The sequence below is a fragment of the Serratia sp. CY81684 genome (assembly GCF_052166595.1).
Taxonomy (GTDB): Bacteria; Pseudomonadota; Gammaproteobacteria; order Enterobacterales; family Enterobacteriaceae; genus Serratia; species Serratia nematodiphila.
On sequence record NZ_JBJNOO010000001.1, the window covers coordinates 640,300 to 666,384 of the forward strand.

A 26,085-nucleotide genomic window follows, 5' to 3' on the forward strand; every position below is an offset into this window, starting at 1 on the left:
ATGAACGCGCTAAATAAAAAAACCTTATTTACCTATTTCAAGGAAGGCGGCATTTACGTGGTGTTGCTGGTGCTGTTGGCCATCATCATCATTCAGGACCCGACTTTCCTTAGCCTGATGAACCTGAGCAACATCCTGACGCAGTCTTCGGTGCGCATCATCATCGCGCTGGGCGTGGCGGGGCTGATCGTCACCCAGGGCACCGACCTGTCCGCCGGGCGGCAGGTGGGGTTGGCGGCTGTGGTGGCGGCCACGCTGCTGCAATCGATGGATAACGTCAACAAAGTGTTCCCGCACATGGAAACCTGGTCGATTCCCCTGGTCATCCTACTGGTATGTGCGGTCGGCGCGGTGATCGGCCTGGTTAACGGCCTGATTATCGCCTATCTCAACGTGACGCCGTTCATCACCACCTTGGGCACCATGATCATCGTCTACGGCATCAACTCGCTGTATTACGATTCGGTCGGCGCGTCGCCGGTCGCGGGCTTTGATCCGAAGTTTTCCACCTTTGCCCAAGGCTTCTTGCGCTTCGGCGATTTTAAGCTGTCGTATATTACCTTCTACGCGCTGATTGCCATCATTTTCGTCTGGATCCTGTGGACCAAGACCCGCTTCGGCAAGAACATCTTCGCCATCGGCGGCAACCCGGAAGCGGCCAAGGTCTCCGGCGTCAACGTGCCGCTGAACCTGATCATGATCTATGCGCTGTCCGGCGTGTTCTACGCCTTCGGCGGCCTGCTGGAAGCGGGGCGTATCGGCAGCGCCACCAATAACCTCGGCTTTATGTATGAGCTGGACGCCATCGCCGCCTGCGTGGTGGGGGGCGTCTCCTTCGCCGGCGGCGTGGGTACGGTGTGGGGCGTGGTGACCGGGGTGATCATCTTTACCGTCATCAACTACGGCCTGACCTATATCGGCATCAACCCGTACTGGCAGTACATCATCAAGGGCAGCATCATCATCTTCGCCGTGGCGCTGGACTCGTTGAAATACGCCAAGAAGAAGTAGAGCTACCGCAGCACAGACGACAAGGCCGGCAAAATATGCCGGCCTTTCTTTTTGGGGCATTACCCGTCAGGGCTGTTTGGCTTTCTGCTTCTCTTCTTTCAGCTTGTGCTCCAGCTCAACCAACTGTTCCGGCGAGACGGCGGGATAGCCCTGGGCGTCTTCCGGCACGGTGTGCATGGCGGAGATCGGGATCAGCGGGCCGAGGAAGCGCGGTTCACGCTTGAGGATGTACAGATCGGTCAGCGCGCCCAGGCGGGCGAAGATCTCGCGGGCGCGCACCGTCATCATGTCCTTCGGCGACGGCACCGCGTAACACTGCGCCTGAATGCCCATGTGCAGGGCGATGAACAGTGCGCGCTCGCAGTGGAAGCGCTGGGTGATGATGATGAAATCGTTGGTGTCGAACACCTTGCGGGTGCGCACGATGGAATCCAGGGTGCGGAAGCCGGCGTAGTCCAGCACGATATCGCTCGGCGCCACGCCGGCGGCGATCAGATCGCGCCGCATGGTCATCGGTTCGTTATAGCTTTGCTGGGCGTTGTCGCCGCTCAGCAGCAGGTATTTCACCTTGCCGCTGTTATAGGCGTTGATCGCTCCCTGAATGCGGTAACGGTAATACTGGTTGATCACGCCGGTGCGGTAATACTTGGCGGTGCCGAGCACCACGCCGACCTGGCGATGCGGCAATTCCTGCAGTTCGTCGTAGACGTAAGGCGCGGTTTTCCAACTGATCCAGCGATCGAGCGCAATAGCCGAACCCATCAACACCGCAATGATGATGAACAGGCTGATGATCAGGCGTTTCCACATGTTGTTGCCTTACGCGCGCCGGGCTGAAAAAGATGGATCAAGGCTACTTTACCTGACCGACCGACGCAAGACGCGAACCGCCTGAAGCACGCGCGCCGCCGCATTTTTCGGCGGTTTTGCCGCACAAAAAAGCCCGGCGGAGCCGGGCTGGGTCATTTCAGCTCACCATTCAGAACGAGGTGCGCTTGTAGCTGCGGTACTGCGGCCGCCAGAAGTTGTGCTCGATGGCTTTCGACAGCGCATCTTCGGAGGTGACGATCGCCACGCCCTGCAGCTGGGCGGCTTTACCCACTTCCATGGCGATGCACTTCGACACGCCCTGAATATCGTCGATATTCGGCAGCAGCGCGCCGTGGCCGTCGGTAGCCAGCGGCGAACAGTCCGCCAGTGCGCGGCTGGCGGCCATCAGCATGGCGTCGGTGACGCGAGTGGCGCCGGAGGCCAGCACGCCCAGACCGATCCCCGGGAAGATGTAGGAGTTATTGCACTGGGCGATCGGGTACAGCTGCTCTTTGTAGCTTACCGGCGCGAACGGGCTGCCGGTCGCCACCAGGGCGGCGCCGTCGGTCCAGTTGATGATGTCTTCCGGACGGGCTTCCACGCGCGAGGTCGGGTTGGACAGCGGCATCACGATAGGGCGTTCGCAGTGCTTGTGCATCTCGCGGATCAGCTCTTCGGTAAACAGCCCCGGCTGGCCGGACACGCCGATCAGAATGGTCGGCTTGGCGTTGCGCACCACGTCCAGCAGCGAGATGGCGTCGCTGGCGGTTTCCCAGCCGGCCAGGTTGTCGCTCTTCTGCACCAGCTTGCTCTGGAAATCGAGCAGGTTCGGCAGTTTGTCGGTCAGCAGGCCGAAACGGTCGACCATGAACACGCGGGCACGCGCTTCGTCTTCGCTCAACCCTTCGGACTTCATCTGCGCGATGATCTGCTCGGCGATGCCGCAGCCCGCGGAACCGGCGCCGAGGAAGGTGACGGTTTGATCGCGCAGCTGGCTGCCGGCGGCGCGGCTGGCGGCGATCAGGCTGCCGAGGGTGACCGCGGCGGTGCCCTGGATGTCGTCGTTAAAGCAGCAGATCTCGTCGCGGTAGCGGTTCAGCAGCGGGGTGGCGTTGTTCTGCGCGAAGTCTTCGAACTGCAGCAGGACGTTCGGCCAGCGGCGTTTGACCGCCTGAATAAACTCTTCGACGAAGGCGTGGTACTCCTCGCCGGAGATGCGTGGATGGCGCCAGCCCATGTACAGCGGATCGTTGAGGCGCTGCGGGTTGTTGGTGCCGACGTCCAGCACCACCGGTAGGGTGTAGGCCGGGCTGATGCCGCCGCAGGCGGTGTACAGCGACAGCTTGCCAATTGGAATCCCCATGCCGCCGATGCCCTGATCGCCCAGGCCGAGAATGCGTTCGCCGTCGGTGACCACGATCACCTTGACGTTCTGCTTGGTGGCGTTTTGCAGCATGTCATCGATGCGATCGCGGTTCGGGTAGGAGATGAACAGCCCGCGTGCGCGGCGGTAGATATCGGAGAAGTGCTCACAGGCCTCGCCGACGGTCGGGGTGTAGATGATCGGCATCATCTCGCTCAGGTGCGAGTCCAGCAGGCGGTAGAACAGGGTTTCGTTGGTGTCCTGGATGTTGCGCAGGTAGATGTGCTTATCGTTATCGTTCTTGAAATCCTGATACTGACGGTAGGCGCGTTCCACCTGTTCTTCGATGGTCTCCACCGCTTCCGGCAGCAGGCCGTGCAGGTTGAAGTGGCTACGTTCTTCCTCGGTGAAAGCGCTGCCTTTGTTCAGCAGCGGAAATTCCAGCAGAATCGGGCCGGCGTAAGGGATATAGAGCGGGCGTTTGCTTTCGTATTCTAGTTCCATCAGTTTTACTCTTCACGTATCAGATAACTTTATTGCCGACGATCCTAAGAGATAAAGAGAAGATGTACAGCATTTGTTGCCAGATGATGAACCAGGTTGGCGTAATTATCGACAATCAAATGATTTTTTAACTAAAGAAAGTGTCTCTGGCGGCGTCGGGGCATTGTATTTGGCGGGCGGGGCTGTTAACGGCGGAACCGGATGGCTCCGCCGTGGCGCGCTTAGAACGCGGTGCGGCTGACGTTCTGGCAGCCCAGTGCCGCCAGCGTGGCGCGGGTGGCGTCCCACTGGCTGAGGATCGCCTTCTGCGGCTCGGCCAACACGGCGCGGCGGATGTTCAGGCAGTCGCCGCCGGAGAGGTTCAGCAGGATCAGCGCGGCCTGCAGCGGCGGCAGGCTAGGATTGAAGGCGGCGTTTTCCGCATAGCGGCCGGCGTAGATGTTGCCGTCTGCCGTTTCCAGCGCCACGCCGCTGTGGGCGTTGCTGTACGGAGCATGGCTCTGATTGGCCGCCGCCAGCGCCGCCTGCGCCAGCGCATCGTCCAGCGCCAACCGGTGGCCGTGATCGACCTTGTCCATCAGCAGCGAAGCGATATCCAGATCTTTCGGGCCGAAGGCGTCCGGCAGATAGTCCGCCAGCGTGGCCGGCGCGCGGCCCGGCAGACGGATCTGCAGCTCGCCACCGCTGTTCAGTTCATTCATAAACTGGCGGCAATGGCCGCACGGCGTGTAGTTGACGGTGACCGAGGCCAGCGCCGGCTCGCCGCGCAGCCAGGCATGGGTAACCGCGCACTGCTCTGCATGCACGGTTTGCTGCAGCGGCGTGCCGCTGAACTCCATATTGGCGCCGAAATAGAGGTTGCCGCTTTGCCCGCGCGCGATGGCGCCGACGTGAAAGTGCGATATCGGGGTTAACGAGCAGGCCGCCGCCAGCGGCAGCAGCGCGAATGCCAGCGCATCATCGTCCAGCCCGCAGCCTGTGCGGATCGCCGCCGCTTGCTCGGCCTTGAACATCGCCGGAAAGGCTGGCGCGTCCAGATAGGGCCGCAGGGCGGATTGCAGTGTCGCGGGCAGTGCGCTGAAAGCGGTGTGAAAACGCGGATGCATAGAAAGTCTCTCTACGGGTTAACGGGATAACATTCTAGGCAGGCCAGAGACATTAAAGTGTGATTAATGTCTCTTAATTGATGAAATTAATGCAATGAAATACATAAATGCGAGATGTATCGCAAGTTTCACCCTGTTCAGCCGAACAGGCGCAGCAGCACCGGGAACAGGAACGGTGCCAGCAGCGAGGTGATGATGCCGCAGATCACCAACGCCAGCGAGCCGAAAGCGCCTTCCTGATAGTCCATCTCGGCGCAGCGTGCGGTGCCCAACGCGTGGGATGCCGTGCCCATCGCCAGGCCGCGCGCCGAGTGGGTGGTGATTTTCAACAGGTTGAACAGCGTATGGCCGAACACGGCGCCGAGGATACCGACGAAAATGACGCAGACTGCGCTGATCGCCGGAATGCCGCCGAGCGAGTCCGCGACGGCCATGGCGATCGGCGTAGTGACCGATTTCGGCAGGATAGAGGCGGCGATTTCCGGCGTGGCGCCCAGCCACAGGGCGATGGCGCCGCCGCTGATCATGGCGGTCAGGCTGCCGATGAAGCACACCGCGATAATCGACTTCCAGCGCGCGCGGATCTGGTGCAGCTGCTCATAGAGCGGGAAAGCCAGCGCGACGACCGCCGGCTGCAGCAGATCGTTGAGGATTTTGCTGCCCTGAAAGTAGCGTTCATAGGGAATACCGGTGAGCAGCAGCAGCGGGATGATCACCGCCATGGACACCAGCAGCGGGTTGAGCAGCGGCATATTCAGTTTGCGCGCCAGCCAGCGCGCGGCGAAATAGACCGCCAGCGTCAGCGGCAACGACCACCAGATTTCATGGATCATGAATTGCCCTCCGTGTCGTCGGGCTTGCCGGCAATGCGGCGCTCGCGATGAAAATAGTGTGAGGTATAGCCGACCACCACCAACACCATCAGCGTGCTGATGAGGCAAGAGATAACCAGCGGGCCCAGATGCGCGACGATCTGGTCGTAGTATTTCATCACCCCGACGCCGATCGGCACGAACAGCAGCACCATATAGCGGATCAGCAAATGGCAGCCGGGTTTGACCCATTTGGCCGGCATAATCTGGGTAGAGAGCAGGGCGAACAGCAGCAGCATGCCAATGATGCTGCCGGGAATGGCGAACGGCAGCAGCGCCGCCACCGCGTTGCCGACGAACAGACACAGGTAGATAAGGAGCAGGGCCCTCAGGTATTTCCAGCACAGTGTGAGCACGTTGGCCATTGTCTTTTCCCGTTTAACTGATGTATTCATCATACAATTAAACTGTGAGCCATGCCACAGATCGCACCATGAATTCTCGCTATGGGTGCTATGCCCGAGCGGCGGGTTGACAGCCCGTATAGGCCGCTGCCTGCGGGATCAGCGTACGTCTTCGGCGGCTGCCGCCGTGTGTTCTGCCAGCCGGTGGCCGAGGAAGAAAAACAGCAGGCTGAGCAGGGCGGCGGCGATCAGCATCACGAACATCAACGGCGGCGCGGCATAGCTGAGCAGCACCCCGCACAGCACCGGGTTGATGGCGCCGCCCAGCGCGCTGAGGTTTTGTACTCCATAGTAGCTGCCTTTCAGGTGCGGCGGCGCAATAAAGTCGATGAACATGTATTCCACCGGGATAACGATGATTTCACCGAGGGTAAACACCGCCATCGCCGCCAGCCACAGCCAGACCGCCTGGCCGGCCGCCATGAAACCGAGCAGCCCGACGATGAAAAACAGCGTGCCCAGCACCAGCCAGCGCAGCATGTTTTCCTGGCGCATGCCGCGGCTGAGCAGGTATTGCAGGGCGATGACGATGCCGGCGTTGACGATCATCACCAACCCAATGATTTTGTAGGCGAACTCGGCGCTGGAGACGGTGATCAGGTACTGCGACAGATAGCCGGTGAACTGACCGAACACCACGGCGCCCAGGGTGCTGCCGAGGGTGAAGTAGATAAGCCGCCGATCGTTTCGCAAGATGGTCAGTGTCTGACGGAAGTTGGGGAGTGCCGCCGGTGCGGCGGCGGTTGTTGTCGGGCGCTGTTCCCGGCCGCGCAAGCGCAGGCTTAGCGCCGTCACCGTCGCCAGCGCCAGGCCGCCTGACAGGTAGAACGGCAGCAGCGGACTCAGCCCGGCCACCAGAACGCCGAGCGCAGAGCCGATCGCCCAGCCGACGTTGACCAGCGTGTAGTTGATTGAGAAAGCCTTGATGCGCTGCTCGACCGGCAGCCAGTCGGCGAAGCAGGCCTTTATGGTGATGCTTAACACCGAATAACAGGTATGCAGGATCGCCAGCACCATGATCACACCGCCGGGGCGCGGGATCCAGGGAATGGCGAAGAAACTCAGCGCGAACAATAAAATCGACAGCAGGATCAGGCGGTTTTTGCTGAATTTGTCCACCAGATAGCCGCCGTACAGGCTGGCAAGGATGCCGAGGGTCAGGCTGACGCCCAGGATCACGCCCACGCTCTTCGGCAGCAGATGGAAATGTTCGGTGAGGTAGATGGTGATGAACGGCAGCGTAACGCCGCGGCCGATGGTCAACACCAGCGAACTGGCCAGCAGTACGTTGATCAGCGAGGGGAATCCCTTCATTTGAGGCCTGTTTATGCATACAGTTATTGGGCGATGCAGATAACATAGCGCATTTTGGCGGGGACGGAAGGGGAAAGCCGATAATTAGTTTAAAAACAGAGGCTGCGTCGGCAGCCTCGTCAAAAACAGCATTATTTACCGTGTTCGGCCTGCAGCGTGGCGAACCACGGCTGAACGAAATCGCTGCTGGTGCCCCAGCCGGGGATGATCTTCGCCAGCCCGGCGACGTTAACCGGCCCCGGCTGCGCCAGCAGCAGCGCCTGCGGAATGACCGCCGCTTTGAACTGATAGCTGTCCGGCGTGCTTTCCCCGGCGATCTTGTTGGCCACCAGGCGCAGGTTGACCGCGCCGATCAGCTTCGGATCCACCGCCACGCTGACCTGCCATGGGCTGCCGGCCTCGCGCATCAGCTGCAGATCCTGGTTGGAGATATCGATGCTGTACAGTTTGATTTCGGTGCGTCCGTTCTCTTTCAGCGCCTTGTAAGCGCCCTGGGTGAAAGCGTCCCAGGTGCCCCAGATGGCGTCAATCTTGCCTTTCGGGTATTTCGCCAGCACCGCACCCACTTTATTAGCGGTATCTCCCTGCACGTCGGATGAAACCGCGCCAATCGATTCCAGCTCGTGAATGCCCGGATGCTGTTTCAGCAACTGCTGGTAAGCGGCCTGGCGGCGCTCCATCGGCGGGAAGCCTGCCACCCAGAGTTTGATGATGTTGGCCTGGCCGTTGAAATCCTTCACCAACTGGCCGAACGAGGCGTTAGCCAGCGAAGCGTCGTCCTGCTGCGAGACGGTGACGCCGGGAACGCGGCCGCTGACGTCGGTATCGAAAGCCGCGACGGCGATGCCGGCCGCCGCGATGCGCTTGACCAGGTCGGTGAAATAGGGAGCCCGCCCCTGCGAGAGAATGATGCCGTCATATTTCTGGCTGATAGCCTGGTTGACGAAGTCCTGAAAACGCGCGTCGTCGCCGTTGCTGAGGAAGGTGTCCACCTTGAAGCCCAGCTTGCGCCCTTCCTGAATGGCGCCCGCCAAAAATTGCGTGGTGTTGTCGTCGGATCCGAGGTTGCGGATCACCGCGATGCGCACCGGCCCCTGATGTTGAGCGATGGCGGCCGGCACGGCGGCGTTTTCCGCCGCCTGCAGCGGCAGGGCAGCCAGCAGACTGAGGGCGAGCAGCGAAGTCTTGAGGTTTTTCATTATTATAGGCTCCAAAAAAGCAGGGAAACGATCCCGGTGAAGGTCTGTTATAGCAGTCTTTCTGTCTGGACGTCTATTTTGGGTTTCGGAGCATCATAGCCGGATGCGGCGGGCAGGGGAATCAGGGCGGTTATGACTTTTTCTTCATGCTTATAACGTGGGGATTGGGGCATAAAAAAAGGGCCGAGCAAGCTCGACCCTCGATGTTACGCGCTGGCGCGGTTACTTGACCTGCATGCCAGGCTGCGCGCCGCTGTCCGGGCTCAGCAGGAAGATCTCTTTCCCGCCTGGGCCCGCCGCCATCACCATGCCTTCTGACACGCCGAAGCGCATTTTACGCGGCGCCAGGTTGGCGACCATGATGGTCAGACGGCCTTCCAGCGCTTTCGGGTCCGGGTAAGCGGAGCGAATGCCGGAGAAGATTTGGCGCGATTCGCCGCCCAGATCCAGCTGCAGCTTCAGCAGCTTGTCGGAGCCCTCGACAAAGTCGGCGCTCTTGATCAGGGCGATACGCATGTCGACCTTGGCGAAGTCGTCGAAGGTGATGGTTTCCTGGATCGGATCGTCAGCCAGCGGGCCGGTCACCGGCTTGGCGGCGGCCATGTCTTCCTTCGAGGCGTTGACCATCTCGTTGACCTTGTCCAGATCGATGCGGTTGAACAGCGCTTTGAACGCGTTCACCTGATGGCCCAGCAGCGGCTGCGGGATCGCGTCCCAGCTAAGCTCGGCGTTGAGGAACGCTTCGGCGCGCTCGGTCAGCGAAGGCAGCACCGGCTTCAGGTAAGTCATCAGCACGCGGAACAGGTTGATGCCCATCGAGCAGATGGCCTGCAGATCGGCGTCGCGGCCTTCTTCCTTCGCCACTACCCACGGTGCCTGCTCATCCACATAACGGTTGGCCAGATCGGCCAGCGCCATGATCTCGCGGATCGCGCGGCTGAACTCGCGGCCGGCGTAGGCTTCGGCGATGCTCTGCGCCGCGTCGACGAAGGTCTGGTACAGCGCCGGATCGGCCAGGCTGTCGGCCAGCTTGCCGCCGAAGCGCTTGTTGATAAAGCCGGCGTTGCGTGACGCCAGGTTCACCACCTTGTTGACGATGTCGGCGTTCACGCGCTGCACGAAGTCTTCCAGATTGAGATCGATGTCATCAATGCGTGAAGAGAGCTTGGCGGCGTAGTAATAACGCAGGCAGTCGGCGTCCAGATGCTGCAGGTAGGTGCCGGCCTTGATGAAGGTGCCGCGCGATTTTGACATCTTGGCGCCGTTCACCGTCACGTAGCCGTGCACGAACAGGTTGGTCGGTTTGCGGAAGTTGCTGCCTTCCAGCATCGCCGGCCAGAACAGGCTGTGGAAGTAGACGATGTCCTTGCCGATAAAGTGATACAGCTCGGTGGTGGAGTCTTTGCGCCAGAACTCGTCGAAGTCCAGATCGCCGCGCTTGTCGCACAGGTTCTTGAAGGAACCCATGTAGCCGATCGGCGCGTCCAGCCAGACGTAGAAGTATTTGCCCGGCGCATCCGGGATTTCGAAGCCGAAGTAAGGCGCATCGCGGGAGATGTCCCACTGCTGCAGACCGGATTCGAACCACTCCTGCATCTTGTTTGCCACCTGCTCTTGCAGCGCGCCGGAGCGCGTCCACGCCTGCAGCATTTCGCTGAAGGCCGGCAGATCGAAGAAGAAGTGTTCGGAGTCGCGCATCACCGGCGTCGCGCCGGAAACCACGGACTTCGGATCGATCAGTTCCGTCGGGCTGTAGGTGGCGCCGCACACTTCGCAGTTGTCGCCGTACTGATCCGGTGATTTGCATTTCGGGCAGGTGCCTTTCACGAAACGGTCCGGCAGGAACATGCCTTTCTCCGGATCGTACAGCTGAGAAATGGTGCGGTTCTTGATAAAACCGTTTTCTTGCAGGCGGCTGTAAATCAGGGTGGACAGCTCACGGTTTTCATCGCTATGGGTCGAATGGTAGTTGTCATAGCTGATGCCAAAGCCGGCGAAATCCTGTTGGTGCTCCTGGCTCATCTCCGCGATCATTTCTTCCGGTTTGACGCCCAGTTGCTGCGCTTTCAGCATGATCGGCGTGCCGTGCGCGTCGTCCGCGCAGATGAAATGCACTTCGTGGCCGCGCATTCGTTGGTAACGCACCCAGATATCCGCCTGGATGTGCTCGAGCATGTGGCCGAGATGGATGGAACCATTTGCGTACGGTAGCGCGCACGTCACCAATAATTTTTTCGCGACTTGAGCCATAGTGAGAACTTGCTTTCTGTAATGAATAAAAGGGCCTTCGATGTTAACCGATCGCGCCCTTCGCTGCTAGGGCGGTTTCTTACAGGTTATACGCGCCAGCTACCGGGCAGTTCTGATATGCTTAGCCGGAAGCGACTCATTCAAAATCAAGGAGCCGGGATGAACGCAAAATCCCCTGAGCAGACCAACCCCGAAGTTCTGCGCGCCCTGGTGACCGGTGTACTGGCCGCCTTTGAACACCCGACGTTGAAAAACAACCTGACTGCGCTGAAGGCTATTCATCACTGCGCATTATTGGACGACGTACTGCATATCGAACTGACGATGCCGTTTGCCTGGCAGAGCGGTTTTGAAGCGCTGCAGGCGAGCGTCGGCCCTGAGCTGTTGCGCGTGACCGGCGCCGCCGCCATCGACTGGAAGCTGAAACACGATATCACGACGCTGAAACGCGCCAACGGTCAAGCCGGGATCAAAGGCGTGCGCAACATCATCGCCGTCAGCTCCGGCAAAGGCGGGGTGGGGAAATCCAGCACCGCCGTCAATCTGGCGCTGGCGCTGGCCGCCGAAGGCGCCAAGGTCGGCATTCTGGACGCCGACATTTACGGACCGTCGATCCCCAATATGCTGGGCACCGAACATGAGCGGCCGACTTCGCCGGACGGGCAGCACATGGCGCCGATTATGGCGCACGACCTGGCGACCAACTCCATCGGTTATCTGGTGACCGACGACAACGCCATGGTGTGGCGCGGCCCGATGGCCAGCAAGGCGCTGATGCAGCTGCTGCAGGATACGCTGTGGCCGGATCTGGATTACCTGGTGCTGGACATGCCGCCGGGCACCGGCGACATCCAGCTGACGCTGTCGCAGAACATTCCGGTGACCGGCGCGCTGGTGGTCACCACGCCGCAGGATATCGCCCTGCTGGATGCCGCCAAGGGCATCGTGATGTTCGAGAAAGTGCATGTGCCGGTGCTGGGCATCGTGGAAAACATGAGCGTGCACATCTGCAGTAACTGCGGCCACCATGAGCCGATCTTTGGCACCGGCGGCGCCGAGAAGCTGGTGCAGAAATATAACAGCCGTCTGCTGGGGCAGATGCCGCTGCATATCTCGCTGCGCGAAGATCTGGATCGCGGTACGCCGACGGTGATCAGCCGTCCGGAGAGCGAATTCGCCGACATGTATCGTCAACTGGCCGGCCGTGTGGCGGCGCAGATGTATTGGCAGGGCGAGGCGATCCCGACGGAGATTGCCTTCCGCGCGCTGTAATCAGCCTGCGGCAGTGAAAGAACCCGGCTTAAGCGCCGGGTTTTTTTATCGGATAGGGGTAGGCTTGTGCAGGTCGGCACGGGTATAAGGGCGTTCGATCTGCGCCAGCGTTTTGGCGATATGCTCCAGCAATCCCTGAGTGGGGGCCGGCTGCCGCTGCCCCATCAGCGCCAACGGCAAGGCCAGCGCGATGGCGAAGTGTGGCCAGGAGAGATGCGGGCGCGTTTTGCTCCGCTGCAACCGCAGGAACAGGGCGCTGGCCAGGTAGCCTAGAATCAGCCCGCTGATCACCTCGGATACCGAGTGCACGCGAATTTCCAGCCGCGAAACGCCGATGGCGAAAGGCAATATCCACCCGGTCAGCAAAGCGATGCTACGTACCGGGTGGGAAAATCGGCCGGTCAACGTCCAGAGCAGTGGCGGCCAGATGCTGGCCGCGAGGGCGGAATGACCGCTGAATCCGGTGAAATCATAGCGCTCGCTGCCGATGCCCCAGCCCATAAAGGCCAGTTTGGACAGGCAGACCACCCCGCCGGTGAACCCGAAGATCAGCGCCCACTGCCAACCCGCCGCGCGGGTGGCGGGAGACATGAGCAGCAATAAAAACAGAATTAGCGCGCAGGGCAGCAGCAACATGCTGTCGCCGAAAAAAGTCAGAAAATACCAATCCAGCACATCAATCTCCGATGAAAGGGGGGCGGGGAGCAAAAGTCAGCGCCGGGGAGTGTAACCCGTTACGGTGCGTTGCCCTAGCCGCGAGATTCTTAAAATGCCGCGTGCCCGTGGCGTGGCAGCCCGAATTCGCCCGCCGCCGCGCAATATACAGTGGCGCAATCCCCGGCGACTCCCTATAATTGTCGCGTTTTAGTTCCCCCCTTCACACTATGAAATCAGGTCTTTAATTTTATGACTGACAATCCGCATCAGTGCGTCATTATTGGTATAGCTGGCGCATCTGCCTCCGGAAAAAGCCTTATCGCCAGCACGTTGTACCGCGAACTCCGCGAGCAAGTCGGCGATGAGCACATCGGCGTTATTCCAGAAGACAGTTACTATAAAGACCAGACTCACCTGACCATGGAAGAACGGGTCAAAACCAACTATGACCACCCGAGCGCCATGGATCACAACCTGCTGTTCCAGCATCTGCAGATGCTGAAGGCCGGTAAGGCGATCGAGCTGCCGCTGTACAGTTACACCGAACATACGCGCAAGAAAGAAACCGTCCACCTGGAACCTAAAAAAGTGATCATTCTGGAAGGGATCTTGCTGCTGACGGATATCCGTTTGCGCCAGGAGATGAACTTCTCGATCTTCGTCGACACGCCGCTGGATATCTGCCTGATGCGCCGCATGAAGCGCGACGTCAACGAGCGCGGCCGCTCGATGGATTCGGTGATGGCGCAATACCAGAAGACCGTGCGCCCGATGTTCCTGCAGTTTATCGAACCTTCCAAACAATACGCCGATATCATCGTTCCGCGCGGCGGCAAAAACCGCATCGCGATCGATATTCTGAAAGCCAAAATCAGCCAATTCTTTGAATAATGCCGCTTAATGGCCGGAAATGCGCATTTCCGGCCGACGGCCAACTATTTGCACCCCGGCGTAGACCTTTCGCCCGTTGTGTGGCAATTTTTGTTTAGTTACGCGTTTTGATGGAGAAGAAACACATGAGACTGTGCGACCGCGATATAGAAGCCTGGCTGGATAGCGAGAAACTGGTGATTTCGCCGCGCCCGCCGCTCGAACGCATCAACGGGGCCACAGTAGATGTCCGTTTGGGCAATCAGTTCCGCGTGTTCCGCGGCCATACCGCGCCGTTTATCGATCTCAGCGGGCCGAAAGATGAAGTCAGCGCCGCGCTGGATCGCGTGATGAGCGACGAGATTGTCCTGCCGGAAGGCGAGGCGTTCTTCCTTCATCCCGGCGAACTGGCCCTGGCGGTGACGTTCGAATCCGTGACGCTGCCGAACGATCTCGTGGGTTGGCTCGACGGCCGTTCTTCTCTGGCGCGTCTGGGGCTGATGGTGCACGTGACCGCGCACCGGATCGATCCGGGCTGGCACGGGCGCATCGTGCTGGAGTTTTACAACTCCGGCAAGCTGCCGCTGGCGTTGCGGCCGGGGATGCTGATTGGCGCCTTGAGCTTTGAGCCGTTGTCCGGCCCGGCGGCCCGGCCATATAACAGCCGGCAGGACGCAAAATATCGCGATCAGCAGGGCGCAGTAGCCAGTCGAATCGACAAGGACTAACGGCGCGAGATGCACCGTCGGTGTGGCGCTGACAAGAGGGTGGCATGAGAAGATTACTGACGACATTGGCGATTTTACTGGTGGTCGTGGTGGCGGGAATGTCCGCGCTGGTACTGCTGGTCAATCCGAATGATTTTCGCGGTTACATGGTCAAAAAGGTCGAGCAGAAGAGCGGCTACCAGCTAACGCTTGAAGGCGACCTGCGTTGGCATATCTGGCCACAGCTCAGTATTTTGGCCGGGCGCATGACGCTGACCGCGCCGGGCGCCAAGGCGCCGGTGGTGAGCGCGGAAAACATGCGCCTTGACGTCAAACTGTTGCCGCTGCTGTCGCATCAGCTGTTTGTGAAACAGGTGATGTTGAAAAATGCCGTCATTCGCCTCACGCCCGACAGTGAAGAGCACTCGCAAGTGGACGCCCCGATTGCGCCGGCCGGCAGCGGCGCTGATGCGGCAGACACGGCCTGGAAGTTCGACATCGATAACTTGCGCGTCGTGGACAGCCTGCTGATTTGGCAGCGCGCCGACAACGCGCAAATCAATGTCCGGGACATCAATCTTACCCTGCAGCAAACGGAGAAACGGCAGGCTCAGCTGGACATTTCCAGCCGGGTCAACCGCGATCAGCGCGACCTGGCCTTCAGCATGGCGGCCGATATCGATCTGCAGCAGTTCCCGCACCAGATCGGCGCCAAGGTGACCCAGTTCAATTACCAATTGGTGGGAGCAGATATTCCGAACGGCGGTATTCAAGGCGAGGGGAATGCTCAGGTGGTCTATCAACAGACGCCGGCGCACATTGCCGTCACCCAGCTGAACGTCAGCGCCAACAACAGCCAGTTGACTGGCGATATCAGCGCCAGCCTGGGAGCGGTGCCCGGCTATGTGGTGAACCTGAATTCGGCTAATCTCGATCTCGACGCGCTTTCCGGTTGGCAATCCAGCACCAATACCGCCGAACAGCCCGCCGTGACCGCCGCGCCGGTGATCGCCAGCCAGGTCGACGATCGGCAGCAGAACCTGGAAGCGCTGCGCGATTTCAATGCACAGTTGAATCTGCAGGCGGCGCAGTTGACCTACCGCGGTATGAACGTTACCCAATTAGCCGTCGCGGCAGATAATCAACGCGGCCTGCTGACGCTGCATAAACTTGCCGGGCAATTGGCCGGCGGTGATTTCTCCTTGCCGGGATCGCTCGACGCACGCGGCAATAAACCGGTGATAAACGTGCAGCCGACCCTGAACCAGGTTGAGCTCGGCGCGGTGCTCAAAGCCTTCGAGATGCCGCAGATGCTGACCGGAAAATTCAGCATGAAAGGGGATTTGACCGGCGATCGTCTTTCTTCAGAGTCATTTGAGCACCGTTGGAGCGGTACGGCGCAGCTGGCGATGCAGGATGCGCAGCTGCACGGCCTGAACATTCAGCAATTGATCCAACAGGCGGTGGCGCGCAACGATAACAGCGTGCGCGGGCAAGACAGCTATCAGCGCTATACCGAAGTCAAAAGCGTCTCGGCGCGGGCCAGCCTGAGCCAAGGCACTGTCAAGCTCAGCAGCCTGACGGCGGATTCGCCGTTGCTGGCGCTGACCGGCGCCGGCAGTATCGATATGCCGGGAAAACAGTGCGATATGGCGCTTAATGTGCGCGTCACTGGCGGTTGGCAAGGGCGCGGCGAACTGATCGAGCAACTGCAAAAAACGCCGATCCCGCTGCGGGTCTATGGGCCCTGGCAACAGCTGAATTACCAACTGCAGGTCGATCAGGTGCTGCGTAAAACGCTGCACGATCGGGCCAAAGATGCGCTGAACAAATGGGCTGAAAAGAACAAGGATTCACGCGAGGGTCAGGATCTGAAAAAGCTGCTCGACAAGCTGTAATCCCTCCTGACGCGGGCCGTCTTGCGGCCCGCGTCAGTATCGACGTTTCCCGCGATAATTTCCCTCCGTTACCTTGATGAAGGTCATGAAGACTCGCGCTCAATTTGTGCAGAGTAAGGGCGCATTCTGCTATGACTATGCGCCTGAGCGCGAAAAAAATGACGAGTTGAGGAAACATGATAGAGCTTCTTATTGGCGCGGCGGTGGCGGCGGGTGTGGGCCGTTATATCATCAAAGGGTATTCCGCCACGGGCGTCTTGATGGTGGGAGGGCTGCTGTTGCTTGGCATCAGCGCCCTGATGGGGAAAACGCTGCTGCCGTCCGGCGCCGCATCTACCGGCTGGCGCGCGACCGATATGATCGAGTACGTCAAGATTTTGCTGATGAGCCGCGGCGGCGATCTGGGCATGATGATCATGATGCTGTGCGGTTTCGCCGCCTATATGACGCATATCGGCGCCAACGACGTGGTAGTCAAGCTGGCCTCGCGCCCATTGCAGATGATCAATTCGCCTTATCTGCTGATGGTGGCGGCCTATTTTGTCGCTTGCCTGATGTCATTGGCGGTCTCTTCCGCTACCGGGCTCGGCGTATTGCTGATGGCGACGCTGTTCCCATTGATGGTGAACGTTGGCATTAGCCGCGGCGCCGCGGCGGCCATTTGCGCTTCGCCGGCGGCGATTATCCTGGCGCCGACTTCCGGCGACGTGGTACTGGCAGCCAAGGCGGCGGAAATGCCGCTGGTGGACTTCGCGTTCAAAACCACGCTGCCTATCTCGATTGCCGCCATCGTCTGCATGGCCGTGGCGCACTTTTTCTGGCAGCGTTATCTCGATAAGAAGAGTGATGAACAGCACCACATCATGGACGTCAGTGAAATAAAAACGCATGCGCCGGGGTTCTACGCGATTTTGCCGTTTACGCCGATCCTCGGCGTGCTGATCTTCGACGGCAAATGGGGGCCGGAGCTGCACATTATTACCGTGCTGGTAGGGTGCATACTGTTGGCGGCAGCGATCGAGTTTGTGCGCAGCTTCAGCGCCAAACAGGTATTCAGCGGTCTGGAAGTGGCGTATCGCGGTATGGCGGACGCTTTCGCCAGCGTGGTGATGCTGTTGGTGGCCGCGGGTGTCTTCGCGCAAGGGTTGAGCACCGTCGGCTTTATCAGCGGCTTGATCGGGTTGGCGCAGTCGTTCGGTACCGGCGGTTTGATCATGATGCTGGTGTTGGTGGTGATCACCATGCTGGCGGCCATGACCACCGGCTCCGGCAATGCGCCGTTCTATGCGTTTGTCGAACTGATCCCGAAACTGGCGGCACAGATGGGCGTGAATCCTGCCTATCTGGTGATCCCGATGCTGCAGGCCTCGAATCTCGGCCGCACACTGTCGCCGGTCTCCGGCGTGGTGGTGGCGGTTTCCGGCATGGCGAAAATCTCGCCGTTTGATGTGGTGAAACGTACTTCAGTGCCGGTAATTGTCGGGTTGGTGGTGGTGATCGTGGCGACGGAGCTGCTGGTTCCCCAGTAAAAGGAAGGCCGGGCGATGCCCGGCCTCGATGTTAAACCTCGTACTCCTCCGGTGGAGGAGGCGGGGTGATCTTCACTTTCAGGATGCGGTGGCTGTTGACCTCCAATGGTTCGAACAGGTAGTCACCGATCTTGATCTGTTCGCCTTCTTGCGGCACACGCTGACTGTGTTCCATCAACAGCCCCGCCAGCGTGTGGTATTCGCGCTTGTCTTCCAGCGGCATCGGCAGGTACAACACCAGATCTTCCAGCGGCATATAGCCGTTGGCGATCCAGCTGCCGTCTTCGTTTTGCTGAATGTCGTGGCGTGCGTCCACCTCTTCGCCGGCCTCCGGCAGGTTGCCGGCGATGGTTTCCATCACGTCCGTCAGGGTGACGACGCCTTCGACCGAGCCGAACTCATCGACCACAAAGGCGAAGTGCGTCTGCGCCTGGCGGAATTGCTCCAGGGCGCTTAACAGCGTGAGCTGCTCCGGGAAGATCAACGGTTGGCGTATCAGCGCACGCAGATCCAGCGGCGCCTGCGCCAGTTGCTGTTTGAGGACGTCGATGGTGTGGATCACGCCCAGCGGTTCGTCGCTGGCGCTGCTTTCCACCACCACGATGCGCGTGTGCTGATTACGTTCCAGCAACTGCGTCAGCTTTTCCTGCGGATCGTTCAGCTCAAGGTATTCGACGTCGTGACGCGAGGTCATGATGCTACTGACCGTGCGCTGCGCCATGCCGAGTACGCGTTCGATCATGTGCCGCTCTTGCTGATTGAAGATCTCGCCGTTTTCGCTGTCGCTGTCCGCCAGCAGGTTGGCGGAATGGCTGTCGACCTCCGCTTCTTCATGTTTGCCGCTCAGCATGCGCAGCACCGCTTCGGCGGTGCGTTCACGTAGTGGCCGCACCTTCGACAGGAAGCGACGGCGGTTGAACTGCGCCAGCTGGTTCAGCGCCTCGATCATGACCGAGAAGCCGATCGCCGCGTAGAGGTAGCCTTTAGGAATGTGATAGCCGAAGCCCTCCGCCACCAGGCTAAAGCCAATCATCAGCAAGAAGCTCAGGCACAGGATAACGATAGTCGGGTGCGCGTTGACGAAGCGCGTCAGCGGTTTGCTGGCCAGCAGCATCAGACCGATGGCGATACAGACCGCGATCATCATCACCGCCAGGTGATCGACCATCCCCACCGCGGTGATCACCGAGTCGAGCGAGAAAACGGCGTCCAGCACCACGATCTGCGCCACGACCGGCCAGAAACGTGCGCCTTTGCGCGCGCCGTGCTGCTCTTCGTCCTTGCCTTCCAGCCGCTCATTGAGCTCCATGGTGGCTTTGAACAGCAGGAATATCCCGCCGACCAGCATGATCAGATCGCGGCCGCTGAAGGGGTGCTCCGCGACGATGAACATCGGTTTGGTCAGCGTCGCCAGCCACGAGATGGAGGCGAGCAGCGCCAGACGCATGACCAGCGCCAGCAACAAACCGACGACACGGGCCTTATCTCTTTGTTGTTTTGGTAATTTGTCCGCCAGAATGGCGATGAAGACAAGGTTGTCTATACCCAGCACGATTTCCAGCACGACCAAAGTGGCCAGGCCGGCCCAAATTGTTGGATCAGCGATCCATTCCATACGCCCAATTTCACCTGTAAGTTCTACGGCTTATGCCGCACGGGAATGATGGGCGTTGAGGCGGCAAAATTCAACTTTAATCGGGAGGATGTGGTTCAGAACAGGAGGATTGCCGTAAACATCGATCGGCGCCGAGCGGCCAAAGGAATCAAGGGCCTGGGGAGCAAATATCTACCGGGATGCCATACGCTCAGAAAAGAAACGCCTTATTAAATTTATTTAAATCAAAACATTAAAACAATTTTCTTTGGCTATGATTCTTATCGGTATGTGGCACGAGTAGTCTTATTCTGAAAACGGCTGACTGGGGGGATCTAAGGCTTGTATCACTTAGACATTAGTATAAGAATCTTAGTCATATAACGGCAGTAACTAACATTGTTTGGTTATAAAGGCACCGGTTTTTTTATTTTTTTGTGAACAGCATGACAGTTCAAACGAAGAATGAGTGCCGCTTTGCATAAAAATTGCCTGGCTCATGCAATGACGTGGGGGGATGCGTCATTAACAGTACGTTGGTAGCTGCAAGCCAAGGGCGGTAGCGTGCCCGATTGAATCCTCTTGTTCACGCTGCACAGATGAATGCAGCGCTACGATGAATTGGAATGAAAATGCAAACAAGACTTAAGGCAGTGATCCCTGTTGCGGGCTTGGGAACCCGTATGTTGCCGGCGACCAAGGCTATCCCTAAAGAAATGTTGCCCGTGGTCGATAAGCCCTTAATCCAGTACATTGTTGCTGAATGCGTGGCGGCGGGGATTAAAGATATCGTATTGGTCACGCATTCATCAAAGAATGCGATTGAAAACCATTTTGACACTTCGTTTGAGCTGGAGGCGATGCTTGAAGCGCGTGTGAAGCGCCAGCTCCTGGCTGAAGTGCAAAGCATTTGTCCGCCGGACGTTACCGTGATGCAGGTGCGTCAGGGACAGGCGAAAGGGTTGGGGCATGCGGTGCTGTGTGCCAAACCTATGGTAGGTGATTCTCCTTTCGTGGTGCTGCTTCCGGATGTTTTGCTGGATGATTCTACGGCGGATCTGCGCAAAGAAAATCTGGCTAAAATGATCCAACGTTTTGGCGATACGGGTTACAGCCAAATCATGGTTGAACCTGTTCCGGAACAAGATGTGTCCAAATACGGTGTGGTAGATTGCGCAGGCGCGACGATCGCAGCGGGAGAAAGCGCACCGATGACGGCGGTGGTTGAGAAGCCGGCTCGCGAGGATGCCCCTTCCAACCTGGCCGTCGTCGGCCGGTATGTGCTTGCCGCCGATATTTGGCCGCTACTTGAGAAAACCCCTCCCGGCGCGGGTGATGAGATTCAACTGACCGATGCGATTGCGATGCTGATGGATGAACAAACGGTGGAAGCGTTCCATATGAGCGGTAAGTCCCATGATTGCGGTGACAAGCTTGGCTATATGAAGGCGTTTGTGCAGTATGGGGTGCGTCACGGTTCCGAAGGCGAAAACTTCACCCGCTGGTTGAAGCAGACGTTGGGAAAGTAACAGGCTGTCGCCACTGCGGCTGAAAGCGATCACGAGATTGAATGAGGTCTACCATGACGAAGTTGAAAGCGGTTATTCCCGTTGCCGGATTGGGCATGCGTATGCTGCCGGCGACCAAAGCGATTCCGAAAGAGATGTTGCCAATCGTTGATAAACCGTTGATTCAATATATTGTCAACGAATGCGTCGCGGCGGGGATTAAAGAGATCATCCTGGTGACGCATTCGTCCAAGAATGCCATTGAAAACCATTTCGATACCTCATTCGAGCTGGAGGCGATGCTGGAGGCACGCGTGAAACGGCAACTGCTGGATGAGGTACAGTCGATAACGCCAAAAGGCGTGACGCTGATGCACATTCGCCAAGGGCAGCCAAAAGGACTGGGACATGCCGTTCTCTGCGCTAAACCGTTGGTCGGTGATTCTCCATTTGTCGTTCTGTTGCCGGACATCTTGCTGGATGACGCAAAGGCCGATTTGAAGAAAGACAACCTGTCACACATGATTGCGCGCTTTGAGCAGACCGGTCTTAGCCAGGTTTTGGTGCAAAAGGCAGACGAACACGTGCTGCATGATTATTCCGTGGTTGAGTGTGAGGCCAGCAATCTGAAACCTGGCGAAAGTGCCCGTATCACATCGATTATTGAAAAACCGGCACCGGAAACCAAGTTGGAATCCAACTACTCTGCGGTAGGGCGCTATGTCTTGTCCGCCGATATTTGGCCGCTGCTGGAGACCACGGAACCGGGAGCCTGGGGGCGTATTCAACTGACCGATGCGATTGCAGAATTGTTGAAACGCAAACCGGTTGAGGCGACAGAGCTGGTGGGTGAATCGTTCAACTGCGGTGAAAAACTGGGTTACCTTCGCGCTTTTGTCACTTATGGGTTGCGTCACCCAACCCAAGGCAAAGCTTTCCGTGAATGGGCTGAACAGCTGTCGCTTTGAGTAAAACTTCTCGCTTCTCTCGATGAGGGCCGTTGCCATCATGGCGGGAGAAGCTAGAATAGTTGTTGAATTTTGGGGAATTTCACTGTCCCATTTTTTATATTAGTATACATTTTACTGCGATTATCCGAGTTGCTATGGCGAGAGAGTTTTATGCGGTATAGCCGTGTGCTTATGACAAGTCGCTGTTATCAATAAAAATTAAAGCTTAAACTCGCCTCCGCACTGATTTTTACCGGTGCCGGGCATCCCAGTTTATTTATCCTGCTCATAATAGCTTTGCTCTTATCAACGGCAGATAAACGTTCTCGATAATTGCAAACAGAGCCCATGTTTTAAGACGGCGCAGCAAGCGACAGACGGTTTGATAAGGTTACAGAGACGCTGCCACGGTTGGCGCGCATAGTAGCTTTGCAGATACATTTACTTGAAAGTGATGATAATTTGATGGCAAAACGACAATTGAAAGTGATATCACTATTGATATCGATTAGCGTAATCAGTGGATGCACTGTGTTTCCTGGAACCCATTTATCGACCAGCGGAAAAGACGTCGTAAAACAAGAAGATGCTGACTTCGATATCGATAAACTGGTCAACATTTACCCTATGACACCGAAACTGTTGGACTCGATGCGTCCGACACAGGTGGTTGCTCAGTCGAATGCGCAGCTGGATGCCTCGTTGCGTACGTATGAGTACCGGATCGGGATCGGCGACGTCCTTAACGTTACCGTCTGGGATCACCCTGAGCTGACCACGCCTGCGGGGCAATACCGCAGCGCCAGCGACACAGGCAACTGGGTACACTCCGACGGCACGATCTTCTATCCTTATATCGGTAAGGTAAACGTGGTAGGTAAAACCGTTACCCAAATCCGCGATCAAATCGCCTCCCGTTTGGCTCAGTACATCGAAAGCCCGCAGGTTGACGTCAATATTGCCGCTTTCCGCTCGCAAAAAGCTTACGTGACGGGTGAAGTTACCAAATCCGGACAGCAGCCTATCACCAACGTACCTTTAACTGTGATGGATGCGATTAACGCCGCGGGCGGTCTGACTGAAAATGCCGACTGGCGCAACATCGTTCTTACGCACAACGGAAAAGAGCAGAGTCTGTCGCTGCAAAAACTGATGCAGAATGGCGATCTGACCCAAAACCGCCTGCTCTATCCGGGGGATATTCTGTATATTCCGCGCAACGACGATCTTAAAGTGTTTGTTATGGGTGAAGTTAAGACCCCTGCGACGCTTAAAATGGATCGTAGCGGCATGACGTTGACGGAAGCGTTGGGGAATTCTCAAGGGATAAGCCAGGCTGCGGCTGATGCGACCGGCGTGTTCGTTATCCGGCCATTGCACGGAACGCAGGGCGACAAGTTGGCTAATATTTATCAGCTCAATATGTCTGATGCGACAGCATTGGTGATGGGGGCTGAATTCCATCTGCAACCGTATGACATTGTTTACGTGACGGCAGCGCCAATCGCGCGTTGGAACCGTCTGATCGTTCAGTTGGCACCAACCATCGATAGCTTCAACAATCTCACGGAAGGCTCACTGCGTATCCGCAACTGGCCGTAGTAGGGGGGTAGCCATGTTTGATTCTATCTTGGTTGTCTGCGTAGGTAATATTTGCCGCTCCCCCACGGGGGAGCGTCTCTTGAAGCGGCATCTGCCGGAAAAAGAGATCGCTTCCGCAGGCATCGGCGCCTTGGTTGGCAAAACTGCGGACAAGAGCGCTATTTCCATTGCGGAAAAACATCAGCTGTCGTTAGAGGGCCATGAAGCCAGACAGTTGACGAAAGAAATGTGCCGGGAATATTCATTGATTCTGGTTATGGAGAAAGGGCATATCGATGCCGTTTGCCGTTTGGCTCCGGAGGTCAGAGGCAAAACCATGCTTTTCGCCCATTGGTTGGGACAGAAAGAAATTCCCGATCCCTACAGAAAGAGCGCTGAAGCGTTTGAGTTTGTTTACCGCCTTCTTGATGATGCAGCCCAAAAATGGGCCCAGGCATTAAATCGTTAACCAGAGATTACAATGACTGATAATACGAAACCAGGCTTATCAACAGCCAATAATCATGATGAGATTGATCTAAGTCGTTTGTTGGGAACTTTAATTGATCACCGTTGGCTAATCATCGGGATTACTGCGTTATTCTCTGTTGCCGGTATCATTTATTCACTGTTCGCGACTCCGATATATCAAGCTGACGCGATGGTTCAAGTTGAACAAAACGTCGGTAACTCGTTGGTCAACGACCTATCCCAAATGCTGCCGAACAGTCAACCGGGCTCTTCCACGGAGATCGAGCTGATAAAGTCACGCATGGTGACGGGCAAGACTGTCGATGATCTGAATCTTGAAACGGTGGTGCAGCAAAAATACTTCCCGATATTTGGTCGCGGCTGGGCCCGCTTGACGGGAACCGAACCTGCCAAAATTGCGTTGTCCCGCCTCAATGTGCCAGCCAACTCAGACGATCTTGAGCTGGAATTGACGGTGATCGACGCAAAGAATTATGTGTTGAGCAATAACGGCACCGAGATTATCAAAGGGAAAGTCGGTGCGCTGGAAAGTGGCCATGGAGTTTCCTTGCTGGTAAGCGATATTTCAGCGGAGCCAGGTACCGTATTTGAAGTCGCCAAGTTGGCGCGACTGGTTGCGACCAATAATCTGTTGGATGCATTGACCGTTGAAGACAAAGGCAAAGATACCGGCGTTTTGGCGTTGAGCTTGACCGGTGACGATCCGATATTAGTGCGAAACATTCTTGACAGCATCAGCAAAAATTATCTGTTGCAGAACGTTGAACGTAAATCGGAAGAGGCCGCTAGAAGCCTAGATTTCCTGAAAGAACAACTGCCGGAAGTTCGCAGTTCGCTGGATAGCGCCGAAGATAAGCTCAACCGTTTCCGTCAGGCGAATGACTCTGTCGATCTGTCACTTGAAGCGAAGTCTGTTCTTGATACGATTGTGGGGGTTGAGGCTCAACTGAATGAGCTAACGTTTAAAGAAGCGGAAATCTCCAAACTTTATACCAAAGAACACCCCGCTTATCGCGCACTGATGGAAAAACGCGCTACGCTGCAGCAAGAAAAAGACAAGCTGAACAAGCGTGTCAGCGTCATGCCGAAAACCCAGCAGGAAATTTTGCGCTTGACCCGTGATGTGCAGGCCGGGCAAGAGATTTACATGCAGTTGCTGAATAAACAGCAAGAGCTGGGGATTACTAAAGCGAGCACGGTTGGTAACGTGCGAATCGTGGATCCTGCCGTTACGCAGCCTCGTCCGGTTAAACCGCAAAAAACCATTATCGTACTGATAGTCACGTTGCTTGGTGGCTTGTTCTCGACGGGTTTTGTGCTGCTTAAAACCATGCTGCATCGTGGCATCGAAAGCCCGGAACAGCTGGAACAGCAAGGGATCAACGTTTACGCCAGTATTCCGCTGTCTGAATGGCAGCAAAAAAGCGACCGTGAAACCATGCTGTCCGGCAAGCGCAACAGCAACAGGAGTTACACCCTGCTTGCCGTGGGCAATCCGGCCGATCTGGCGATCGAAGCCGTCAGAAGCCTGCGTACCAGCCTGCATTTTGCCTCCTTGGAGGCCAAAAATAACGTTCTAATGATTTCGGGCGCCAGCCCAAGCATCGGTAAAACATTTGTCAGTATCAACTTGGCAGCCGTTATCGCTCAGGCGGGGCAACGTATTCTGGTCGTGGACGCCGATATGCGTAAAGGCTACGCCCACTCATTGTTAAACTGTGAATTGGGCGTAGGGCTGTCCGATGTATTGTCAGGACAGGCGACAGCGCAGCAAGCGGTCAAAAAGACCTCGATTGAGAATCTTAGCTTTATCTCGCGTGGCAAGATCCCACCGAACCCGTCAGAGCTGTTGATGCACAACCGCCTGACGGAATTCCTGGAATGGGCGGGCAAAGAGTATGACATCGTTCTGGTCGATACCCCGCCGATCCTGGCGGTGACGGATGCCGCGATTGTCGCACGCAATGTAGGCACTACCTTGTTGGTCGCGCGTTATGGCGTGAACTCGCTGAAAGAGATCGAAGTGAGTATTCGTCGCTTCGAGCAAAACGGTATGGAAATTAAAGGTATTATCCTTAACGCCGTAGAAAATAAATCGGGTAGCGCCTACGGCTACTACGCTTACGAGTATAAATAAATCCCCTTCTAAGTAAAAGCTCCTCGTAATGAGGAGCTTTCTGATTCATTCAAAGTA

At 57.4% G+C, this 26,085-nt stretch carries 21 protein-coding genes; 11 read left to right on the top strand and 10 right to left on the bottom strand.

Annotation, left to right across the window (positions count from 1 at the left end):
• Positions 1-1,011, top strand: a complete 1,011-nt coding sequence (mglC, locus tag ACJ8QF_RS03195; RefSeq protein WP_004938953.1) for a galactose/methyl galactoside ABC transporter permease MglC — start codon at positions 1-3, stop codon at positions 1,009-1,011.
• 66 nt (positions 1,012-1,077) lie between these two features.
• Here the strand turns inward: mglC and sanA are convergent, their stop codons facing one another.
• The 8 genes from sanA to metG all read right to left on the bottom strand — a co-directional run bounded on the left by sanA (position 1,078) and on the right by metG (position 10,833).
• On the bottom strand, positions 1,078-1,821 hold the full coding sequence (gene sanA / locus ACJ8QF_RS03200; RefSeq protein ID WP_004938948.1) for an outer membrane permeability protein SanA: 744 nt from the start codon (positions 1,819-1,821) through the stop codon (positions 1,078-1,080).
• 169 nt (positions 1,822-1,990) lie between these two features.
• On the bottom strand, positions 1,991-3,688 hold the full coding sequence (locus ACJ8QF_RS03205; protein ID WP_004938945.1) for an NAD-dependent malic enzyme: 1,698 nt from the start codon (positions 3,686-3,688) through the stop codon (positions 1,991-1,993).
• 221 nt (positions 3,689-3,909) lie between these two features.
• Positions 3,910-4,794: a cytidine deaminase gene (gene cdd, locus ACJ8QF_RS03210; protein ID WP_442537251.1), complete on the bottom strand. Its 885-nt coding sequence runs from the start codon at positions 4,792-4,794 to the stop codon at positions 3,910-3,912.
• Positions 4,795-4,931: 137 nt separating this feature from the next.
• Positions 4,932-5,627: a CidB/LrgB family autolysis modulator gene (locus tag ACJ8QF_RS03215; protein ID WP_004938941.1), complete on the bottom strand. Its 696-nt coding sequence runs from the start codon at positions 5,625-5,627 to the stop codon at positions 4,932-4,934.
• Entirely contained in the window at positions 5,624-6,031 is a 408-nt protein-coding gene (locus tag ACJ8QF_RS03220; protein WP_004938939.1) for a CidA/LrgA family protein, read from the bottom strand. The genes ACJ8QF_RS03215 and ACJ8QF_RS03220 overlap by 4 nt, the downstream gene beginning before the upstream one ends.
• Before the next feature lie 138 nt (positions 6,032-6,169).
• A complete protein-coding gene (locus ACJ8QF_RS03225) occupies positions 6,170-7,384 on the bottom strand; it encodes an MFS transporter (protein WP_442537252.1) in 1,215 nt (404 codons plus the stop codon).
• Between the two features lie 131 nt (positions 7,385-7,515).
• Positions 7,516-8,583 (bottom strand): sugar ABC transporter substrate-binding protein, encoded by a 1,068-nt coding sequence (locus ACJ8QF_RS03230; protein ID WP_442537253.1) that lies wholly within the window; start codon positions 8,581-8,583, stop codon positions 7,516-7,518.
• Positions 8,584-8,805: 222 nt separating this feature from the next.
• On the bottom strand, positions 8,806-10,833 hold the full coding sequence (gene metG, locus ACJ8QF_RS03235) for a methionine--tRNA ligase (protein WP_442537254.1): 2,028 nt from the start codon (positions 10,831-10,833) through the stop codon (positions 8,806-8,808).
• A 159-nt stretch (positions 10,834-10,992) separates the two neighbouring features.
• Here metG and apbC point away from each other — a divergent pair, with 159 nt between their 5' ends.
• Positions 10,993-12,105, top strand: a complete 1,113-nt coding sequence (apbC, locus tag ACJ8QF_RS03240) for an iron-sulfur cluster carrier protein ApbC (protein WP_442537255.1) — start codon at positions 10,993-10,995, stop codon at positions 12,103-12,105.
• Positions 12,106-12,150: 45 nt separating this feature from the next.
• On the opposite strand, the gene ACJ8QF_RS03245 is transcribed toward apbC, so the two are convergent.
• Positions 12,151-12,780, bottom strand: a complete 630-nt coding sequence (locus tag ACJ8QF_RS03245; protein ID WP_049187364.1) for a phosphatase PAP2 family protein — start codon at positions 12,778-12,780, stop codon at positions 12,151-12,153.
• 231 nt (positions 12,781-13,011) lie between these two features.
• Here ACJ8QF_RS03245 and udk point away from each other — a divergent pair, with 231 nt between their 5' ends.
• The 4 genes from udk (at position 13,012) to dcuC (ending at position 17,766) form a co-directional block, all read left to right on the top strand.
• Complete coding sequence (gene udk / locus ACJ8QF_RS03250) at positions 13,012-13,653, top strand: uridine kinase (RefSeq protein WP_004938922.1); 642 nt, start codon at positions 13,012-13,014, stop codon at positions 13,651-13,653.
• Positions 13,654-13,778: 125 nt separating this feature from the next.
• Positions 13,779-14,360, top strand: coding sequence for a dCTP deaminase (dcd, locus tag ACJ8QF_RS03255; protein ID WP_004938917.1), 582 nt, complete (start codon positions 13,779-13,781; stop codon positions 14,358-14,360).
• 44 nt (positions 14,361-14,404) lie between these two features.
• On the top strand, positions 14,405-16,237 hold the full coding sequence (asmA, locus tag ACJ8QF_RS03260; protein WP_033633707.1) for an outer membrane assembly protein AsmA: 1,833 nt from the start codon (positions 14,405-14,407) through the stop codon (positions 16,235-16,237).
• A 176-nt stretch (positions 16,238-16,413) separates the two neighbouring features.
• Positions 16,414-17,766 (top strand): anaerobic C4-dicarboxylate transporter DcuC, encoded by a 1,353-nt coding sequence (dcuC, locus tag ACJ8QF_RS03265; RefSeq protein WP_015377222.1) that lies wholly within the window; start codon positions 16,414-16,416, stop codon positions 17,764-17,766.
• 31 nt (positions 17,767-17,797) lie between these two features.
• Here the strand turns inward: dcuC and ACJ8QF_RS03270 are convergent, their stop codons facing one another.
• Positions 17,798-19,381, bottom strand: a complete 1,584-nt coding sequence (locus ACJ8QF_RS03270) for a TerC family protein (protein ID WP_442537256.1) — start codon at positions 19,379-19,381, stop codon at positions 17,798-17,800.
• Between the two features lie 611 nt (positions 19,382-19,992).
• Here ACJ8QF_RS03270 and galU (ACJ8QF_RS03275) point away from each other — a divergent pair.
• From galU (ACJ8QF_RS03275) to wzc, 5 genes are all read left to right on the top strand, one after another.
• On the top strand, positions 19,993-20,889 hold the full coding sequence (gene galU / locus ACJ8QF_RS03275; RefSeq protein WP_154870908.1) for a UTP--glucose-1-phosphate uridylyltransferase GalU: 897 nt from the start codon (positions 19,993-19,995) through the stop codon (positions 20,887-20,889).
• Positions 20,890-20,942: 53 nt separating this feature from the next.
• Positions 20,943-21,836: a UTP--glucose-1-phosphate uridylyltransferase GalU gene (galU, locus tag ACJ8QF_RS03280; RefSeq protein WP_049187369.1), complete on the top strand. Its 894-nt coding sequence runs from the start codon at positions 20,943-20,945 to the stop codon at positions 21,834-21,836.
• Positions 21,837-22,283: 447 nt separating this feature from the next.
• Positions 22,284-23,420, top strand: a complete 1,137-nt coding sequence (locus ACJ8QF_RS03285) for a polysaccharide export protein (protein ID WP_275095629.1) — start codon at positions 22,284-22,286, stop codon at positions 23,418-23,420.
• Positions 23,421-23,433: 13 nt separating this feature from the next.
• Positions 23,434-23,868: an arsenate reductase/protein-tyrosine-phosphatase family protein gene (locus ACJ8QF_RS03290; protein WP_016928433.1), complete on the top strand. Its 435-nt coding sequence runs from the start codon at positions 23,434-23,436 to the stop codon at positions 23,866-23,868.
• A 12-nt stretch (positions 23,869-23,880) separates the two neighbouring features.
• A complete protein-coding gene (wzc, locus tag ACJ8QF_RS03295; protein ID WP_275095630.1) occupies positions 23,881-26,028 on the top strand; it encodes a tyrosine-protein kinase Wzc in 2,148 nt (715 codons plus the stop codon).
• The last annotated feature ends 57 nt before the right edge of the window (positions 26,029-26,085 follow it).

Bases quoted from the DNA above. Each gene is read 5' to 3' on its own strand.
- galU (WP_049187369.1), top strand. From the start codon at position 20,943: ATGACGAAGTTGAAAGCGGTTATTCCCGTTGCCGGATTGGGCATGCGT.
- mglC (WP_004938953.1), top strand. From the start codon at position 1: ATGAACGCGCTAAATAAAAAAACCTTATTTACCTATTTCAAGGAAGGC.
- ACJ8QF_RS03220 (WP_004938939.1), bottom strand. From the start codon at position 6,031: ATGGCCAACGTGCTCACACTGTGCTGGAAATACCTGAGGGCCCTGCTC.
- ACJ8QF_RS03290 (WP_016928433.1), top strand. From the start codon at position 23,434: ATGTTTGATTCTATCTTGGTTGTCTGCGTAGGTAATATTTGCCGCTCC.
- ACJ8QF_RS03230 (WP_442537253.1), bottom strand. From the start codon at position 8,583: ATGAAAAACCTCAAGACTTCGCTGCTCGCCCTCAGTCTGCTGGCTGCC.
- dcd (WP_004938917.1), top strand. From the start codon at position 13,779: ATGAGACTGTGCGACCGCGATATAGAAGCCTGGCTGGATAGCGAGAAA.
- cdd (WP_442537251.1), bottom strand. From the start codon at position 4,794: ATGCATCCGCGTTTTCACACCGCTTTCAGCGCACTGCCCGCGACACTG.
- apbC (WP_442537255.1), top strand. From the start codon at position 10,993: ATGAACGCAAAATCCCCTGAGCAGACCAACCCCGAAGTTCTGCGCGCC.
- dcuC (WP_015377222.1), top strand. From the start codon at position 16,414: ATGATAGAGCTTCTTATTGGCGCGGCGGTGGCGGCGGGTGTGGGCCGT.
- wzc (WP_275095630.1), top strand. From the start codon at position 23,881: ATGACTGATAATACGAAACCAGGCTTATCAACAGCCAATAATCATGAT.
- asmA (WP_033633707.1), top strand. From the start codon at position 14,405: ATGAGAAGATTACTGACGACATTGGCGATTTTACTGGTGGTCGTGGTG.
- ACJ8QF_RS03225 (WP_442537252.1), bottom strand. From the start codon at position 7,384: ATGAAGGGATTCCCCTCGCTGATCAACGTACTGCTGGCCAGTTCGCTG.
- ACJ8QF_RS03215 (WP_004938941.1), bottom strand. From the start codon at position 5,627: ATGATCCATGAAATCTGGTGGTCGTTGCCGCTGACGCTGGCGGTCTAT.
- udk (WP_004938922.1), top strand. From the start codon at position 13,012: ATGACTGACAATCCGCATCAGTGCGTCATTATTGGTATAGCTGGCGCA.
- galU (WP_154870908.1), top strand. From the start codon at position 19,993: ATGCAAACAAGACTTAAGGCAGTGATCCCTGTTGCGGGCTTGGGAACC.
- ACJ8QF_RS03285 (WP_275095629.1), top strand. From the start codon at position 22,284: ATGGCAAAACGACAATTGAAAGTGATATCACTATTGATATCGATTAGC.
- sanA (WP_004938948.1), bottom strand. From the start codon at position 1,821: ATGTGGAAACGCCTGATCATCAGCCTGTTCATCATCATTGCGGTGTTG.
- ACJ8QF_RS03270 (WP_442537256.1), bottom strand. From the start codon at position 19,381: ATGGAATGGATCGCTGATCCAACAATTTGGGCCGGCCTGGCCACTTTG.
- metG (WP_442537254.1), bottom strand. From the start codon at position 10,833: ATGGCTCAAGTCGCGAAAAAATTATTGGTGACGTGCGCGCTACCGTAC.
- ACJ8QF_RS03205 (WP_004938945.1), bottom strand. From the start codon at position 3,688: ATGGAACTAGAATACGAAAGCAAACGCCCGCTCTATATCCCTTACGCC.